The organism is Phycisphaerales bacterium (assembly GCA_040221175.1).
Classification (GTDB): domain Bacteria; phylum Planctomycetota; class Phycisphaerae; order Phycisphaerales; family UBA1924; genus JAHCJI01.
This window is the reverse complement of sequence record JAVJVK010000004.1, coordinates 236,686-251,708: the sequence shown is the minus strand read 5'-3', so window position 1 is coordinate 251,708 and position 15,023 is coordinate 236,686. Positions and strand designations below refer to the sequence as shown.

The following is a 15,023-nucleotide window of genomic DNA, read 5'->3' as shown; positions in this document are numbered from 1 at the left end:
GACATGAACACGAACTCGTTATGGCTGATCGCGGGTTGCTGCATCTATGGGCTGTCGAGTGCCGCCCCCGTCCAGACCTCGTGCGAGCCGCAGTATCTGACGCCCGACGCGAGCGCGAGCAGCTTCGGCAGGGCCGTGGCCATGACCGACAGGCACCTGCTCATCGGCGACTGGCACGACAGCCGGTATTGCACGATCGACCCCACCTGCTCGAACGGCATGGTGTACGCCTACGAGAAGGACGCCGACGGGCGCTGGGTGCTGGCCCAGCGCGTCGAGCCGGCCGACCTGGGGCCGCGGTTCGCCTACGGCGCGGCGGTGGCCGTGCATGAGGACTGGATGGTGGCCACCGCGGCGGGCGATGGAACCGGCATGGGCGGGCACGGCGCGGCCTACTTCTTCCAGCACGACGGCGAGCAATGGGTCGAGCGGCAGCAGGTGTTCAATCCATCTCGATTTGACTTTGGCTATAGCGCGGTGCTTCACGGTGACATCGCTGTGATCCAAGGCGGAGTAGGGCCAACCGGCGGCAACGGCGCCATCGTCTATCACTTTGATAGCGAGAGATGGAATCAGATTGAGATTCTCGAGTCGATCGATGCCGTCGGTGAGGACGCAGGCTTCGGCTACACCCTCGCCATCGACGACCAGCGTGTGGTCATCGGGGCGCAGTTGGAAAGTTCCACAGTGACCAACGGCGGCGCGGCCTACGTCTTCCGCCGCCAGCCCGACGGCACGCTGGCCTTCGAGCAGAAGCTCATCGCGCCCGACGTGCTGGAGGGGCCAAGGCTGGGAACCGCGGTCACTATCGAGGGCGACACGCTGGTGCTGGGCGGGATGCTCTCGGATCGCCCGGAAACAGCCCAGGGCGCGGCCTACGCCTATCGCCTGATCGAAGGACGCTGGGAGCTCGTTCAGGAGTTCACGGCGGAAGGTTCGAACGAGCGCGACCGTTTCGGCAGGGCCATGGCCCTCGACGGTGATCGCCTCGTCGTGACGTCGATGCAAGGCGACACGGCGGCGGGGCCGACCGGCTCGGCCTACGTGTTCGCACGCGGCGCGGGCGGGCTGTGGGCGCAGGTTGCCGAACTGCCGCCCAGCACGCCCGAGTGGGTGCTCGAGTACGGCGGCGCCGTGGCGATGCGTGGCAACGATGTCGTGGTCGGCGCGTCGTACACGATGATCGATGGAGACAAGCGCGGCGCCGCCCACGCGTTCGACCTCTCGTGCGAGATCTGCCCCCCCGACCTCGACCTCGACGGCTCGCTCACCATCTACGACTTCCTGACCTACCTCAACCTCTTCCAGGACGGCAACCCCCAAGCCGACTTCGACGGCGACGGCGAGCTGACGATCTTCGACTTCCTGGCGTTCCAGGACGCGTTTCAGGCGGGGTGCGGCTGAGTCAGCACTCGTCCTTGGGCGCGGCCTTCATCAGCTTGGCGCCCTGCTCGGGGGTCATCGAGCCCTCGGCGATGTAGGCGGCGATCTCGCGGCGGGTCCGCTCACGGGCGACGGCCTTGATCGTCCCGCCGATGATGCCGAACACGATGGCGATGATCGCGATCAGCCCGCCGACGATCCAGAACACCCCGCCGTCCTTGACGATCTCGTGGAGAATCGATTCCATGGCCATACCCTCCGCCGGTGGGCCCCGGCCGGCAACACGCCCGGCGGTATTGTTGGGGGCCCGCCGCGGCGTTTTTCATCGTTGCCCTTGGAGGCCCCCGATGCTGCCTATCCGGACGTTCCGCCTCGCCCTGTCCCTGCTCGTAGCCATGGCGTGTGCCGGGGCGCTCACAGGCTGCCAGAGCGGCAAGCTGGCCCCCAGCGACGCCCGGCCCGCCGTGCTGCTGGTGCTGACCAACCATGACCAACTGGGTGGGGGGCCGGGCGACACCGGCGAGCCCACGGGCTTTTATCTGTCCGAGGCGGCCCACCCCTGGCACGTCTTCAACGAGGCGGGCTGGATCGTCGTGCTCGCGAGCCCCAAGGGTGGCCAGGCGCCCATCGACCCCAGGAGCCTGGAGAACGTCGACGAGGAGAGCCAGCGATTCCTGGACAAGTTCGCGCGCGAGAGCAAGGACGGCATGGTCGTGCCAGGCACGGCCCGGCTGACGAGCATGAAGGCCAGCGCCTTCGAGGCGATCTTCTTCGCCGGCGGCCACGGGACGATGTGGGACTTTCCAGACGGCCCGGGCCTACGCGAGACGGCCGAGGGGGTGTACGAGAGCGGGGGCGTCCTCGCCGCGGTCTGCCACGGCCCGGCCGCCCTGGTGAACCTGCGGGGCAAGGACGGCCAGCCGCTGATCGCCGGCCGCCGCGTCACGGGGTTTACCAATGCCGAGGAAGACGCGGTGGAGTTAACTGACGCGGTGCCCTTCCTGCTCGAGACTCGGCTTCGTGAGCTTGGAGCCGAGTTCGTCGGGGCGGGCAACTTCGAAGAGAACGTCGTCGTCGATGGCCGCATGGTGACGGGGCAGAATCCCGCGTCGGCCCGGGGTGCGGCTCAGGCCGTCGTGCGCATCGCGGCCGAGGAAGCGGATCGTTAGGCGTCGCTCGGCACGCCCGCGCGGTCCAGCACGTCGACCGCCATGCGCCGGGCTAGGTGGGCCGCGGTTGCCGGCTCGGCGCCTCCGTTGGCGACCTGCCCGACTACGCGTGCGGTGACGATCGCGCCCTCGAGCAGGATGTTGAGTTGATCTGCTACTTCGCCGGGGTCTTCGATGCCGGCCGCGGCGCACAGCTCTCGCAGATACTGCACGATGTCCTGCTTGTGATCCGCCGCCAATCGACGCGGCGCGGACTGGGCGACGGAGAACTCGGCGGCGGCGTTGATGAACATGCAGCCGCAGAACTCGTCGCCGTCGAACCAGTCGGCGTGGAAGTCGAAGACCGCGAGGATGCGCTCGCGAGGCGTCTTGGCGTTGGCATCGACGAACTTCATGAGTCGATTGCGGAAGATCTCGTCGCGTCGACGCATGGCCGCGACGATGAGCTCGTCCTTGGACTTGAAGTGGTTGTAGAGGGTCATGCGGCTGATGCCGCCCTCTTTCTGGATGTCGTCCAGGCTTGTGGCGTGGAAGCCGTACTTGTAGAAGACCCGCATGGCGGCATCGATGAGTTCGTCTCGGCGGCTGGGGGGCAAGCGTGGCTCCTTCGATGGTTGGCATAAAGACTGACCAACCAGTATAGATAATTGGATCTTGGACGGCTTCCTTCCAAAAAAATTAGCCCCTATAAACTCCTGATTCTGGGATACTTGCGCTTTTTGCTGTGCCCAGGCCGAATTTTCTTGCTGGCCAGACGTTGATACATACTGATCAGTCAGTATAGTTCTCTGTCGTCCAACCCTTGTGGGGTGGGCGGCCAAGACAGGAGACCCCCATGAACCCCGCCGTTCAGCCCGCCGCCGGGACTTCCAAGAAGCTCGTGCCGCCCTTCACGCTCGAGACGGCCACCGCAAAGGTGCGTGCGGCCGAGGATGCCTGGAACAGCCGTGACCCCCAACGCGTGGCGATGGCCTACTCGCCCGACAGCGAGTGGCGCAACCGAGACACGTTCCTGCGTGGCCGAAACGAGATCAAGTCCTTCCTGAGCAACAAGTGGGCAAGGGAGCTGGACTACCGGCTCGCCAAGGCGCTCTGGGGCTTTCGCGAGAATCGCATCGCCGTCCGCTTCCAGTACGAGTGGCGCAATGGCGAGGGCCAGTGGTTCCGCAGCTATGGCAACGAGCTGTGGGAGTTCGATGAGGCCGGCTTGATGCGTCGCCGCGAAGCCAGCATCAACGACGTGCCCATCCTCGAGCGGCAGCGTCGCTTCCGCTGGAGTGCGCCCGGTCCCCGCCCCCAGGACCACCCAGGCATTCCCGCCGTGCGTTGAACGGACCAATACCCGCGCGGCCGGAGGGTGTCCTGCCGCGATGTTCTGCACCCGACTCAGACACAATAAGCAACGACCAGGAGTTTGAAGATGTCCAACCGCAAGACCTTCGCCGTAAAGCTCGCCGCGATTGCCTGCCTCGTCGCGGCTCCGTACGACCTGCTTGCCCAGGACGGGGCTCACGCCGACCATGCCGGCCACGTTCACTACATCGACGGACCTCGAGAGGATGCGCCCATTCCCCGCCCCGGCTTGGAGCTGGCGCCTGGTCGCTTTGCCGTGCTGGTAATCGATCCGCAGAACGACTTTCTCAGCCCTGATGGCGTGGCCTGGGGGGTGGTCGGCCAGAGCGTGACCGAGAACGGCACGGTCGACAACATCGAGCGGCTGTTCAAGGCGGCTAAAGGCGCCGACGCGCAGGTGGTTATCAGCCCGCACTACTACTACCCGCACGACCACCAGTGGCAGTTCGAGGGGGCGCTCGAGCGGTTGATGCACGACATCGGCATGTTCGATCGCGCCGGCCCGCTGGACACCGAAGGCATCAAGGGTTCGGGCGCCGACTGGCTCGAGCAGTACAAGCCCTACATCGAGGACGGCGAAACCATCATCGTCGGGCCGCACAAGGTCTACGGTCCCGAGTCGAACGATCTGGCGCTGCAGCTGCGCAAGGCGGGAATCAGCCAGGTCGTGATTGCCGGCATGTCGGCCAACCTGTGCGTCGAGTCGCACATGCGAGACCTGATCGAGGAAGGCTTCGAGGTTGCCATCGTGTCTGACGCGACGGCTGCCGCCAAGTTGCCCGGCTACGACGGGTTCGAAGCAGCGTTCGTCAACTACCGCATGATCGCCAGCGACGTCTGGAGCACCGATGAAGCGGTCGCGAAGATCGGCGCGGCTCGTGGCAACCTGGTCAATACGTCGGGCGCCAGCGGCATCGGCCTGGCGGGCTTCGACCCGGTCAGCTTCTTCGAGGGCGACACGCCGCTGAACGGCTCGCCGATGATCCGAGGCGAGCACGCGGGCGCTACGTACCTCTTCGCATCGGAGCGTAATCGCGACCGCTTCCTGGCTAATCCGGATCGGTTCGCACCGCAGTACGGCGGGTTCTGTGCCTACGGCGTGTCGCTGGGCATCCTGCTGCCGGTCGACATCACCACGGCACAGGTGCGCAACGGCAAGCTGTACCTGAACGTCAACGCCGAAATCCTGGAGAAGTTCAACGCCGATTTCGAGGGCAGCGTCGAACGGGCCAATGCCAACTGGCCCGGGCTTTTCAGCGAGTTCGCCGAGTAGCCACGAGCATCACTCTCCTCTTCCCCCTCGGCTGGCGCGGCGGACACGCCTCGTCGGCCGATTCGCGGAACCATCCGAACCCGCGAGATGAAGCCCTGAGCGGGGCGAATGCGAGTTCCGCATATCGCCGTGAGGTGATGTCTGCTCGATCACCACACGCGTTCACCAACCCCAGGCACGAAGGAGAGCCATGATGACCGCCTTGCTCCGAGTCGACGCCAGCGCAAGCCTCGATCGTTCGATCACCCGCCAGATGGCCGACCGGTTCATTGAGGCGTGGCGCATCAGCGAGCCGGATGCTCAGGTCACGCTCAGAGATGTTGGCCAGCGGCCGCCCGCTGCGGTGAGCGAGGCCTGGATCCGAGCGGCGTTTACGCCGGGCGAAGATCGGACGCCGGAGATGAGGAATGCCCTCGCAGAATCGACGGCCCTCATTGAAGAGGTCCGGAAGGCAGACGTTCTCGTGCTTGGCGCGCCACTCTACAACTATGGACTCCCTGCGTCCTTGAAGGCGTGGATCGACCAGATCATCCGGGTCGGGCAGACGTTCTCGTTCGATCGTCGGCGGGGGAACTTCCCGATCCAGAGCACGCTCAGCGGCAAGTCGCTCGTCGTGCTTTCCTCGAGGGGGGAGTTCGGCTTCGAGCCGGGCGGCGTTCGCGACGGGTGGAACCACTTGAATCCACACCTTCGGACGGTTGCGACTCGTCTGCTCGGCATCGCGCCCGAGGACATCTACGAGATCGCCTCGGAGTATCAGGAGTTCCACGATGAACGGCACGAACGCTCGCGTGAACAGGCCCTGCATGACGCGGCAGAACTCGGGTCTCGGCTCGCGGCCGCGCGCCGCGCCGAAGAGGTCGCGCAGCACTGCCCTGCGGGGCAGTGAGCGCCGCCCCGAGTCCATCCACGCGGACCACGTCCCTTGGCCGGAGTCAACGCTGCGAGGTTCGGCGGCAGAACTGGCCATGCCAAAGACGGGCCGGGTTGGGGGCGCAAGGGGGCGGTCGCCGATACAGTCCCGATGGTGCGCTACGCGATAGGCTGCATGACCGGGACGAGCCTCGACGGGCTCGACGCCGTCCTCGTGAAGGCATCGGGAACTGGTTTGGAACTACGCGTGCACACGGTCGGACACGTCGGATCGGGGCTTGGCGATCTCTCCGACGGGCTCCGGGCGGCCGCGAGCGGCACGCCGATGACCGCCGGGGAGTTTTCGAGCCTCGCGCTGGAGTTCGGGAAGCTGCATGCCCAGGTGGTGGGAGAGTTGCTCGACTCGGCGGATGTTGAGCTATCGGTGTGCGTCTTACCGGGCCAGACGATCGTTCACGCGCCCCCAGTCTCCATGCAGCTCATCAACCCATGGCCAGTCGCTCAGCGGCTGGGTTGCCCGGTGCTGCACGACCTTCGCGGCGCCGACCTTGCGGCGGGCGGCCAGGGCGCCCCGATCACCCCGATTGCCGACTGGGTGTTGTTTCGCTCCGAGGACGAAGACCGCGCGATCGTGAACCTGGGCGGGTTCTGCAATGTCACCACGTTGCCCGCTGGTTCGGGTCCCGAGGGCGTGCGTGGGTACGACGTATGTGCCTGCAATCAGGTCCTCGACGCCTGCGCTAGACGGGCATTGGATGAGTCGTACGACGTGGACGGGCGAGCCGCCCTGGCGGGGACGCCCGACGCTGACGCGGTTGGCTCGCTGCTGGACATGCTCCGTGCGCAATCTTCGGGTGAACGGTCGCTCGGCACGGGTGATGAGTGTGGGGCATGGGTGGACCGTTACGCCTCGCTGGCTGGGCAAGACCTGCTGGCCAGTGCCGCCCGGGCGGTGGGCACCGTGATCGGCGAGCGGGTGCGGGCCACGGGCGCAGCCGTACTCGCTGGCGGTGGAGTTCGGAACGCTGCACTCTTGCGCGCGATTCAGGATGTTGTCGGTCCATGCCGGACAACTGATGCGTTCGGCATTGACGCGCAGGAACGCGAGGCGGCGTGCATCGCGGTTCTTGGACTGCTCGCGCTCGATGGCGTCATCTACACCCAAGCCCCGATCACCGGGCGGAAGGGGCCGCTGATGACCGAAGGATCGTGGATCGGAGTGCGACCATGAAGGCGCCGCCGGATCGTTCGGACGTGCCCACGGAGGGCGTGCATCCGCGAAGCGATGGTCTGGATGCGCTGCCGACCTCGGAGTTGCTGGCGTTGATGTCCGAAGAGGATGAACGCGCGGCTCGTGCGGTGCGCGCCGAGACCGAGCGCATCGCCGCGTTGGTGGAGGAGGTCGTGCCGAGGTTCCGGGCGGGCGGGCGCCTGATTTATGTTGGAGCCGGAACGTCGGGTCGCCTCGGCGTACTGGATGCCTCGGAGTGCCCGCCGACCTTCCTGGTGGACCCGTCTCGCGTCATTGGGATCATCGCCGGCGGCGATGCCGCTCTACGTCGTTCGAGCGAGTCGCTCGAAGACGATCCGCAGGGCGCCCAGGACGAGTTGGATCGGCTCAACCTGAGCCGGCTCGATACCGTTGTGGGGCTGACTGCGGGCGGAACCACGCCCTACCCGCTTGGGGCGCTGCACATAGCGCGCTCGCGGGGTGCACTGACGGCTCTGGTGACGTGCGGAAGCCTTCCGGAAGATCATGCCGCGGATCACGTGATCCGTATCCACACGGGGCCTGAGGTGCTGGCGGGTTCGACGCGGCTGAAGGCTGGGACCGCGACGAAGCTCGTGCTCAACATGATCTCGACCGCCCTGATGGTGCGTCTGGGCAAGGTGCACGACGGGCTCATGGTGGACGTGAGCGCCAAGAACGACAAGCTTCGTGACCGGGCGGCACGGATCGTGGTACGTCTGGTCGGTGGATCGCGCGAAGAGGCCCTCGTGCTGCTCGACGAGGCCGGTGGGCACGTGAAGACGGCGGTGGTTATGCGCTCGCGGCGCATTTCGAGAGACGACGCGGAGGCGATGCTCGAGGCATCGGGCGGAAGCCTGCGGAGTGCGCTGGATTGGGAGGCGTCGTGCTAACGGCCTTCGACTTCGTTGTCTTCGCGGCGTACGCCCTGGCGGTACTGGCGATCGGCTGGCTCGCGGCCCGGCGGGTGCGAAGCGCCGAGGCGCTATACACGGGCGATCGGCGGGTGCCGGCGTGGGCGATCGCAGTTTCGGTCGTCGCCACGTCGGTCTCGGGCGCCACATTCATCGGCGGGCCGCAGCAGTCGTACGCGTCGAACCTGACATACCTCTCCGCATCGATCGCGTCGGTGCTCGGGGCGGTGCTGGTGGCGTGGCTGTTCCTGCCAAAGTTCTACGCGGCGCGAGCGACGACGGTGTACGAGCCCATCGGCGCACGGCACGGGGTACTCGCACAGAAATCCTGTGCCGCGGCGTTCCTGCTCGGACGCCTGCTCGCGAGCGGTTCGCGGCTCTATATCGCGGCGGTGCCGTGCAGCCTCATCGTGTTCGGCGACTTGGCGATCGGTCACCTGCTGGCGAGCGTCGTGGCCCTGGGAGCACTGGCATTAATCTATACGTCTTGGGGCGGAATCAAGGCCGTCATCTGGACGGACGCGCTGCAGGCCCTGGTGATGGTCGTCGCGGTGGTCGCGAGCATCTGGGTTCTCGTGGGGCAGATCGGCGTCGTGCCGAGCGACCTGCCCGGGGCGATTGCCGACGCTGACCCGACGGGCGATAAGCTCGTGCTGATCGACCTGTCGTGGGATCTCGGTTCTCCCTTTACGCTGTGGGCGGTGTTGCTGGGGCTGACGCTCTTCAACGCCGCGGCATTTGGCACCGACCAGGATCTCGCGCAACGGCTCCTGACTTCGCGGAGCGCGCCCCGGGCGGCGTGGTCGCTCATCGCGTCGAGCCTGCTTGGGACGCTCGTCGTCGGGCTGTTCCTATGCGTGGGGCTGCTGCTGTTCGTGCGCGACGCCTCGGGCGGCGCGGTGGTGGAGGGCGATACACGCGGGGTGTACCTCGCGTTCATCCTCGACGATCTCCCGACGGGACTACGGGGGCTGCTGGTCGCCGGTCTGTTCGCCGCCGCGATGAGCAGCACCGATTCGGCGCTCAACGCGATGTCGAGCTCGGTGGTCGTCGATCTGGGGTTTGGCAAGAACGACCCCGGCGCTCGCACCGCCCGAATCGTCAACGCGCTCTGCGGCTCGGCGTTGATCATAATGGCGTGTGTCTTCGTGCTCGCCGAGGGCGGAAAGGGCGAAGGGCTGATTCCCTTCGCCCTGGGCGTGATGATCTACGCCTACGCGGGGCTGCTGGGCGTGTTCGTATCGACGCTGCTGCTTGGCCGCGGGAGCGCTCTGACGGTCATATACGCGTTGATTTGTGGGGCGGGCACCGTCGCGGTGCTGCAGTTCGTGGTCGATCCGGCTCCGTCGCTGGGCTGGCGCATGCTCGGCGGATTCCTCGTGAGTCTCGTGGTCTGTTCGCTCATCAAGGGCCCGCAGCGATGAACGCGGCGCTACGCGACGTCGGCTCGATGATGATGCTGGGCATCCGCGGCGCAACACCGGGCGAACCGGGGCTGGAGGAAGATCTCAATGCCTGCGCCCATGCGGGCGTGCGGATGGTGATCCTGTTCGATCGCGATCTCGCCACTGGAGGTCAACGAAACGTGCGATCGCCCGGGCAACTCCGGATGCTCACCAATTACGTGCGATCGCGACTTGGCGACGATGTACTGGTTGCGATCGACCAGGAGGGTGGCCGTGTGCAGCGACTTTCGCATGCGCACGGTTTCGCGAGCTGGCCCTCGCCGCGAGAGTTCGCATCTCTGACGGTGAACGAGCAGGAATCGCAATCGCTCACGATGGCGGGCGCGCTCCGCGGTGTAGGCATCGACCTCAACTTCGTACCGTGCGTTGATGTGAACGTCGATCCCGCGTCGCCGGTCATCGGGGCGCTCGGCAGGTCTTTCTCGATTGATCCCGATGAGGTCGTGGCGTGTGCAAAGCGTGTCATTCGAGCGCACCAGGAGCATGAGGTGCGTTGCGTGCTTAAGCACTTCCCCGGGCATGGGTCAGCGTCTCTCGACTCGCATCACAACTTGGTCGATATCTCGCGGAGTTGGGAGCGCCAACGCGAGTTGGCACCCTACCGCTTGCTGACGGATGAGCGTGTGGGCGTGATGACGGGGCACCTCTTGCTGGACGCCATCGATGCGGACCTTCCGGCTTCGTTGTCGTACGCGGTGACGACCGGGCTGCTCCGCGAGGAGCTCGGGTTTGCCGGTCCGGTGTTTACCGATGCGCTTGACATGGAGGGCGTGCGAGCACGTTGGTCGCTCGAGGAGACGATCCGACTGGGCGTGGAGGCCGGCGCCGACGTGCTCGTGCACGCTTGCAACTCGGCCAGGGGCGAGTATGCCCCGGACGTCGTCAAAGCGATGGAAAGCGTGTACCCGAAAATCGACGGGCTCACTGCCCGATCGAGGTTGTCGCGTGAACGCGTCCGGTCGCTGGCATAAGCCGACGACCCCGCGAACTTCGCATCCAGGGATATGGAGGGGAAAGCGGGTGACCGGACTCGAACCGGCGACATTCAGCTTGGGAAGCTGACGTTCTACCACTGAACTACACCCGCCAGCGGTGCGACGATTCTATGCCTGGATCCCGCCCGTCACGCGCTCCGCTCGTCGTCAAAGAGCGGTGAAGCGTCCGTGGCCGGCTTGACCGGGGCGTCGACGCCCACGTGTGAGGCGCCGGCTTCGGTCAGCTCCCGGCCGCGCCGGTGGCGGGCGACGAAGCCCAATTTCAGGAGGAAGGGCTCGACCATGTCCTCCAGCGTACCCGGGTCCTCGTTCATCGTGGCGGCGAGTGCCTCCAGGCCGACCGGTCCGCCCTTGTAGGTCGTGCCGATGGTCCGGAGGTAGCCGCGGTCCAGTTCGTCCAGGCCGAGCGCGTCGACGCCCTCGAGCGACAGCGCCTCGTCGACGGTCGCGGCCGTCGCGGTGCCATCGGCACGAACCGATGCAAAGTCTCGTACGCGGCGAAGCAGGCGATTGGCGATGCGGGGAGTTCCGCGGCTGCGGCGGGCGATCGCATCGATGGCGGACGCTTCGATCTTCAGTCCCAGCAGGCCCGCGCTGCGTTCCACGATGGCTGCCAGTTCGGCGACTTCATAAAACCGCAGGTGATGAATCAGGCCGAAGCGGCTGCGCAGCGGAGCGCTCAGGAGGCCGGCCCGCGTGGTGGCGCCGATCAGCGTGAATGGCTTGCATTTGATCTGCACCGTCCGAGCATTGAGGCCGGCATCGAGCGTGACATCGACCCGAAAATCCTCCATGGCTGGGTAGACGAACTCTTCGACAGCCGCCGGCGTGCGGTGGATCTCATCGATGAACAACACGTCGCCCGACTCCAGCCGCGTCAGCGCTGCCACCAGGTCCGTGCCGCGGGACAGCGCCGGTCCGCTGGTGACGTGCACCTTCGTCCCCATCTCGGCAGCAATGACGTGGGCCAGGGTGGTCTTGCCCAGCCCGGGCGGGCCGTGCAGCAGCACGTGGTCGAGTGACTCGCCGCGGCCGCGGGCTGCCTGCACCGCGATGGCGAGCCGCTCGAGCGTGTCACGCTGCCCGACGTACTCGGCCAACCGCTGGGGGCGAAGCGCCCAGCCGGCGTGCTCGTCGGCGGTGTCCGTGGCGGTGGGGGCGATGACGCGATCCAGGGCCATGGGCGACTCCTTGCCCGGAAGTGTGCAATGCGTGAGTTATAGGTTCGTTCGGTCGCTCGGGGCGACCGTCATCGAGTGCTCGTCGGCAGGCCCTTGCGTTGCCACAGATCCAGCAGGTCACGCTGGCTCGAGGGCGTCCACTGCGATCCATCGCCTCGGTCGCTGCCAAGGAACTCGGCGTTTTCGTCGTACAGCGAGACGGATCTTGCCTCGTCGCCCAGTTCGGTGCTCAGTTGCCACGACGCGGCGCCGGCGCCCTCCTCGAGGTCGAACTGGCGGTAGCGGACGCTCGTGTCACCGCTGGCGTATGCATACACGCCATAGCTCGCCTTGGCGCCTTGTCCGATGAGCAACTGGGGCAACAGATAGAACTCCACCTGGTTCACGTACCCGCGGGGCGGCACGGCCGGCTGGAAGGTGTTCGAAGTGATGCCGCGGCGGGCGACCCGCATTTCTTCGCCCACGCGAACGCCGAATTCGGTGTTCACGATGGGCTTCTGCTCTCCCTGGCGGAAGGTCGTCGAGGCGGTCCAGGCCTCCTTGCTCCGATCCGGGCTCATGAAGCAGATGATTCGAGTGTCGATGATGTTCCACGTGCCGCCAAGGGTTCGTTCGATCATCCGACCATCCATGCGGACGAGATAGCCCTCTTCCTGCTCTTCCTGCGACCAGGACTCCCTGCTGCGTTCGGGATTGATCTCGCCTCGATGCCCCTTCCAGGTACGGATGCGCCGATAGCCCCGCTCGGTGTCGTCCATTTCCAGGCCCGTCCCGGAGGCATCGCTCAGCCGATCCCAGCGGCCGTCGATCTGGTCAAGTGCCTCGAGGTAGTCCGCTTCGGTCAGCGAGCCGATGAGCGCCTCGGTCGTTTCGAGGGCGACGGCCCGCGCCGCGGCAATTTCGGTGTTGCCCGAAAACTGGGCGCTGGCGAGCACCGCCAGATAGGCCATACGGGCCTCACGCTCGTCGCGCGGGTCGCACATGAGGTCGAAGCTCACCATCTGACCGGCGCCCGCGTCGACGAGCGTGTACATCCGAACGCGCTCGCGGTCTGCTTCGGGAAACGCCACGTAGAACCTCGAAGCGGGCCGCCCCGCGACCGTCAGGCCGGTTTCGCGGAGTAGCACCCGGGCCCGGCTCTCGATGGTCTCGGTGCCAGTCTGATCCACCCGATAGCTGCCCATGAGGTTGTCGAGCACGCGATCGGTCAGGTCGTCGACCCGGAGATTCCCGCCGACCTGCGTCTGGGCGTCGCTCGGCCGGGCGGCGCGGCGCTGCGGAGCCTGGACGAGCAGGAACCAGTGGCCCAGGGTGGGGCTGACCTCGATCGTAGGTATATCCCCGCGATCAGCGCGAAACGCCGTGGCATCTTCTGGGATCTGGATCTCCAGACCGACCGGGTCCAGGGCCACCGGGTCGTTCGACATGATGATGCTCGAGGGCCCGCTTTGTTGCCCCCAAGCCCGGCACTGCAGTGCAAACGCGGCCGCAAGCGACAGCGTGAGCAGGGCGAATCTGATCAATCGGGCCGGTGCCGGACAAGTCATGCGCCCCTCCTTGGGTCGAACGCGTCGCTGCGTGGCGTCTCTGTCTTAAAGGATAGGATACGTGGCAAGATCGCCCGATCTTCACATTCCTGTCGCTGGGCAGTTGACGGGGATCCGCGACGATCTATCCTTCTCTCCGCGCCGGTGGCGGGGGGCTGCGGCCCCTTCTGGTGCGGGTCAGTGCCGTTCGGGGTTGCCGGACGGTTGACGCGAAACCCAGCAGGCAGGAGGTTGGCCGGCTCATGCAAGGCGGTCGCATTCGAATTCGGATGGAAGCGTACGACCACATCGCCCTCGATGCTTCGGCTCGGGAGATCGTGGACCACGCCAAGCGGACCAATGCTCGCGTAGCCGGTCCGGTCCCCCTGCCGACTCGCATCGAGCGGTACACGGTTCTCCGTGGTCCGTTCATTGACAAAAAGAGCCGCGAGCAGTTCGAGATCCGCACGCATAAGCGGATCATCGACATCCACGAGCCCAACGCCCGCACGGTCGAGGCGTTGAATCGGCTGGTGGTGCCCGCGGGCGTGTTCGTGAAGATCAAGGCCTGACGGACCCGTTCGCAGGCGTCAGCATCAGACGGGAATCATCGCTTCCTCTGGCCCGGGCACTCCGAGAGCCATGAAGCAAGGTGGAACAGACCATGGCAGGCGGAAACGACAAGCTGGGGCTCATCGGTCGCAAGATCGGCATGACGCGCGTCTATCAGGACGGCGTGTCCATTCCCGTGACGGCGATCGAGGTGGAGCCCGCGGTGGTCACCCAGGTGCGCACCCCCGAGCGTGATGGCTATTCGGCCATCCAGATCGGTGGCCAAGACGCCCGCCCCCGCCGTTCGACCTTCCAGATCATGGGCCACGACAACAAGGCCGGAACCGGTCCCAAGGCCGTCCACGTGGAATACCGCATGGACGAGGCCGAGGCCGGCGAGTTCGAGCTGGGCCAGACCATCACGGTCGACCACTTCCAGAACTACAAGTTCGTGGACGTGTCGGGCACCAGCAAGGGCAAGGGCTTTGCCGGCACCATGAAGCGGCACAACTTCAAGGGCATGCGCGCCACCCACGGCGTGGAGCGCAAGCACCGTTCGCCCGGCTCGATCGGCGGCCATGCCAATAACGCTGGTATGAGCGGCCGGATCAAGAAGGGCAAGAAGATGAACGGCCAGATGGGCAACGAGCGCGTCACCGTTCGCAACCTCGACGTTGTTCGGGTCGAGGCGGACCGTAACCTGCTGCTGGTGAAGGGCCCCGTGCCTGGCGCCAATGGCGGTGTGGTCCACATTCGTCCGGCGATTCGACTGCGGCCGAGCAAGGCCGCCGCCCAGCAGGCCGCTTCAGGCTGATGGGGCACGCGGAATGATGGACGCCCTTTCGTCGGGAAACGACGGCGATGGGGCGGCCCGGAAGGTCGCACCAAGCGAAACCGCCGGGTATGGACAAACAGGTTGGGGCCTCGCTCGTTCGGCAAGGCCCCGTGGAACAGACGGCCGAGTCTGATCCGAGCCCATTCCCGCCTGGCTGCGTCGGCCAGGTGGGGAGCAAGACTCCCAACAGGAGTGGGCCGGTGCGGCAGGCGACTCCTCCTCGGTTTTCAAGAGGGTCGCACAGGCGTCAGGAG

At 66.2% G+C, this 15,023-nt stretch carries 15 protein-coding genes and 1 tRNA gene; 11 read left to right on the top strand and 5 right to left on the bottom strand.

Annotated elements, in window-relative coordinates:
• Nucleotides 1–3 precede the first annotated feature (3 nt).
• The gene (locus tag RIE32_03270; GenBank protein MEQ9095264.1) at nucleotides 4–1,404 is read left to right on the top strand and encodes a GC-type dockerin domain-anchored protein; all 1,401 of its coding nucleotides are present in this window, start codon (nucleotides 4–6) and stop codon (nucleotides 1,402–1,404) included.
• 1 nt (nucleotide 1,405) lies between these two features.
• On the opposite strand, the gene RIE32_03265 is transcribed toward RIE32_03270, so the two are convergent.
• The gene (locus tag RIE32_03265; protein MEQ9095263.1) at nucleotides 1,406–1,630 is read right to left on the bottom strand and encodes a hypothetical protein; all 225 of its coding nucleotides are present in this window, start codon (nucleotides 1,628–1,630) and stop codon (nucleotides 1,406–1,408) included.
• A 100-nt stretch (nucleotides 1,631–1,730) separates the two neighbouring features.
• On the opposite strand from RIE32_03265, the gene RIE32_03260 reads away from it, so the two are divergent.
• Nucleotides 1,731–2,552, top strand: a complete 822-nt coding sequence (locus RIE32_03260) for a type 1 glutamine amidotransferase domain-containing protein (protein MEQ9095262.1) — start codon at nucleotides 1,731–1,733, stop codon at nucleotides 2,550–2,552.
• Here the strand turns inward: RIE32_03260 and RIE32_03255 are convergent.
• Nucleotides 2,549–3,148 carry a TetR/AcrR family transcriptional regulator gene (locus RIE32_03255; protein ID MEQ9095261.1) on the bottom strand — a complete coding sequence of 200 codons (600 nt, stop codon included), beginning with the start codon at nucleotides 3,146–3,148 and terminating at the stop codon, nucleotides 2,549–2,551. The genes RIE32_03260 and RIE32_03255 overlap by 4 nt on opposite strands.
• A gap of 239 nt (nucleotides 3,149–3,387) precedes the next feature.
• Here RIE32_03255 and RIE32_03250 point away from each other — a divergent pair, with 239 nt between their 5' ends.
• From RIE32_03250 to RIE32_03220, 7 genes are all read left to right on the top strand, one after another.
• Nucleotides 3,388–3,882 (top strand): nuclear transport factor 2 family protein, encoded by a 495-nt coding sequence (locus RIE32_03250; GenBank protein MEQ9095260.1) that lies wholly within the window; start codon nucleotides 3,388–3,390, stop codon nucleotides 3,880–3,882.
• A 90-nt stretch (nucleotides 3,883–3,972) separates the two neighbouring features.
• Nucleotides 3,973–5,178, top strand: coding sequence for a YHS domain-containing (seleno)protein (locus RIE32_03245; protein MEQ9095259.1), 1,206 nt, complete (start codon nucleotides 3,973–3,975; stop codon nucleotides 5,176–5,178).
• A 193-nt stretch (nucleotides 5,179–5,371) separates the two neighbouring features.
• Nucleotides 5,372–6,067 (top strand): NAD(P)H-dependent oxidoreductase, encoded by a 696-nt coding sequence (locus tag RIE32_03240; protein MEQ9095258.1) that lies wholly within the window; start codon nucleotides 5,372–5,374, stop codon nucleotides 6,065–6,067.
• A 135-nt stretch (nucleotides 6,068–6,202) separates the two neighbouring features.
• Nucleotides 6,203–7,282 carry an anhydro-N-acetylmuramic acid kinase gene (locus tag RIE32_03235; protein ID MEQ9095257.1) on the top strand — a complete coding sequence of 360 codons (1,080 nt, stop codon included), beginning with the start codon at nucleotides 6,203–6,205 and terminating at the stop codon, nucleotides 7,280–7,282.
• On the top strand, nucleotides 7,279–8,193 hold the full coding sequence (gene murQ, locus RIE32_03230) for an N-acetylmuramic acid 6-phosphate etherase (GenBank protein MEQ9095256.1): 915 nt from the start codon (nucleotides 7,279–7,281) through the stop codon (nucleotides 8,191–8,193). Before RIE32_03235 ends, murQ begins: the two co-directional genes overlap by 4 nt.
• Complete coding sequence (locus RIE32_03225; protein ID MEQ9095255.1) at nucleotides 8,187–9,638, top strand: hypothetical protein; 1,452 nt, start codon at nucleotides 8,187–8,189, stop codon at nucleotides 9,636–9,638. Before murQ ends, RIE32_03225 begins: the two co-directional genes overlap by 7 nt.
• The gene (locus RIE32_03220; protein ID MEQ9095254.1) at nucleotides 9,635–10,651 is read left to right on the top strand and encodes a glycoside hydrolase family 3 N-terminal domain-containing protein; all 1,017 of its coding nucleotides are present in this window, start codon (nucleotides 9,635–9,637) and stop codon (nucleotides 10,649–10,651) included. Before RIE32_03225 ends, RIE32_03220 begins: the two co-directional genes overlap by 4 nt.
• A 44-nt stretch (nucleotides 10,652–10,695) precedes the next feature.
• Here RIE32_03220 and RIE32_03215 read toward each other — a convergent pair.
• The 3 genes from RIE32_03215 to RIE32_03205 form a co-directional block, all read right to left on the bottom strand.
• Nucleotides 10,696–10,767, bottom strand: a tRNA-Gly gene (locus RIE32_03215).
• Between the two features lie 36 nt (nucleotides 10,768–10,803).
• Nucleotides 10,804–11,856, bottom strand: coding sequence for a Holliday junction branch migration DNA helicase RuvB (gene ruvB, locus RIE32_03210; protein ID MEQ9095253.1), 1,053 nt, complete (start codon nucleotides 11,854–11,856; stop codon nucleotides 10,804–10,806).
• A gap of 68 nt (nucleotides 11,857–11,924) precedes the next feature.
• The gene (locus tag RIE32_03205; protein MEQ9095252.1) at nucleotides 11,925–13,283 is read right to left on the bottom strand and encodes a hypothetical protein; all 1,359 of its coding nucleotides are present in this window, start codon (nucleotides 13,281–13,283) and stop codon (nucleotides 11,925–11,927) included.
• Nucleotides 13,284–13,645: 362 nt separating this feature from the next.
• Here RIE32_03205 and rpsJ point away from each other — a divergent pair, with 362 nt between their 5' ends.
• A complete protein-coding gene (gene rpsJ, locus RIE32_03200; protein ID MEQ9095251.1) occupies nucleotides 13,646–13,954 on the top strand; it encodes a 30S ribosomal protein S10 in 309 nt (102 codons plus the stop codon).
• Between the two features lie 92 nt (nucleotides 13,955–14,046).
• Nucleotides 14,047–14,748 (top strand): 50S ribosomal protein L3, encoded by a 702-nt coding sequence (rplC, locus tag RIE32_03195; GenBank protein ID MEQ9095250.1) that lies wholly within the window; start codon nucleotides 14,047–14,049, stop codon nucleotides 14,746–14,748.
• Nucleotides 14,749–15,023 lie beyond the last annotated feature (275 nt).

What these genes read in the sequence shown, in the direction of transcription:
- RIE32_03270 (MEQ9095264.1), top strand. Translation starts at nt 4, where the DNA reads ATGAACACGAACTCGTTATGGCTGATCGCGGGTTGCTGCATCTATGGG.
- RIE32_03240 (MEQ9095258.1), top strand. Translation starts at nt 5,372, where the DNA reads ATGACCGCCTTGCTCCGAGTCGACGCCAGCGCAAGCCTCGATCGTTCG.
- RIE32_03205 (MEQ9095252.1), bottom strand. Translation starts at nt 13,283, where the DNA reads ATGTCGAACGACCCGGTGGCCCTGGACCCGGTCGGTCTGGAGATCCAG.
- rplC (MEQ9095250.1), top strand. Translation starts at nt 14,047, where the DNA reads ATGGCAGGCGGAAACGACAAGCTGGGGCTCATCGGTCGCAAGATCGGC.
- RIE32_03250 (MEQ9095260.1), top strand. Translation starts at nt 3,388, where the DNA reads ATGAACCCCGCCGTTCAGCCCGCCGCCGGGACTTCCAAGAAGCTCGTG.
- ruvB (MEQ9095253.1), bottom strand. Translation starts at nt 11,856, where the DNA reads ATGGCCCTGGATCGCGTCATCGCCCCCACCGCCACGGACACCGCCGAC.
- RIE32_03220 (MEQ9095254.1), top strand. Translation starts at nt 9,635, where the DNA reads ATGAACGCGGCGCTACGCGACGTCGGCTCGATGATGATGCTGGGCATC.
- RIE32_03245 (MEQ9095259.1), top strand. Translation starts at nt 3,973, where the DNA reads ATGTCCAACCGCAAGACCTTCGCCGTAAAGCTCGCCGCGATTGCCTGC.
- RIE32_03260 (MEQ9095262.1), top strand. Translation starts at nt 1,731, where the DNA reads ATGCTGCCTATCCGGACGTTCCGCCTCGCCCTGTCCCTGCTCGTAGCC.
- murQ (MEQ9095256.1), top strand. Translation starts at nt 7,279, where the DNA reads ATGAAGGCGCCGCCGGATCGTTCGGACGTGCCCACGGAGGGCGTGCAT.
- RIE32_03235 (MEQ9095257.1), top strand. Translation starts at nt 6,203, where the DNA reads ATGGTGCGCTACGCGATAGGCTGCATGACCGGGACGAGCCTCGACGGG.
- RIE32_03265 (MEQ9095263.1), bottom strand. Translation starts at nt 1,630, where the DNA reads ATGGAATCGATTCTCCACGAGATCGTCAAGGACGGCGGGGTGTTCTGG.
- rpsJ (MEQ9095251.1), top strand. Translation starts at nt 13,646, where the DNA reads ATGCAAGGCGGTCGCATTCGAATTCGGATGGAAGCGTACGACCACATC.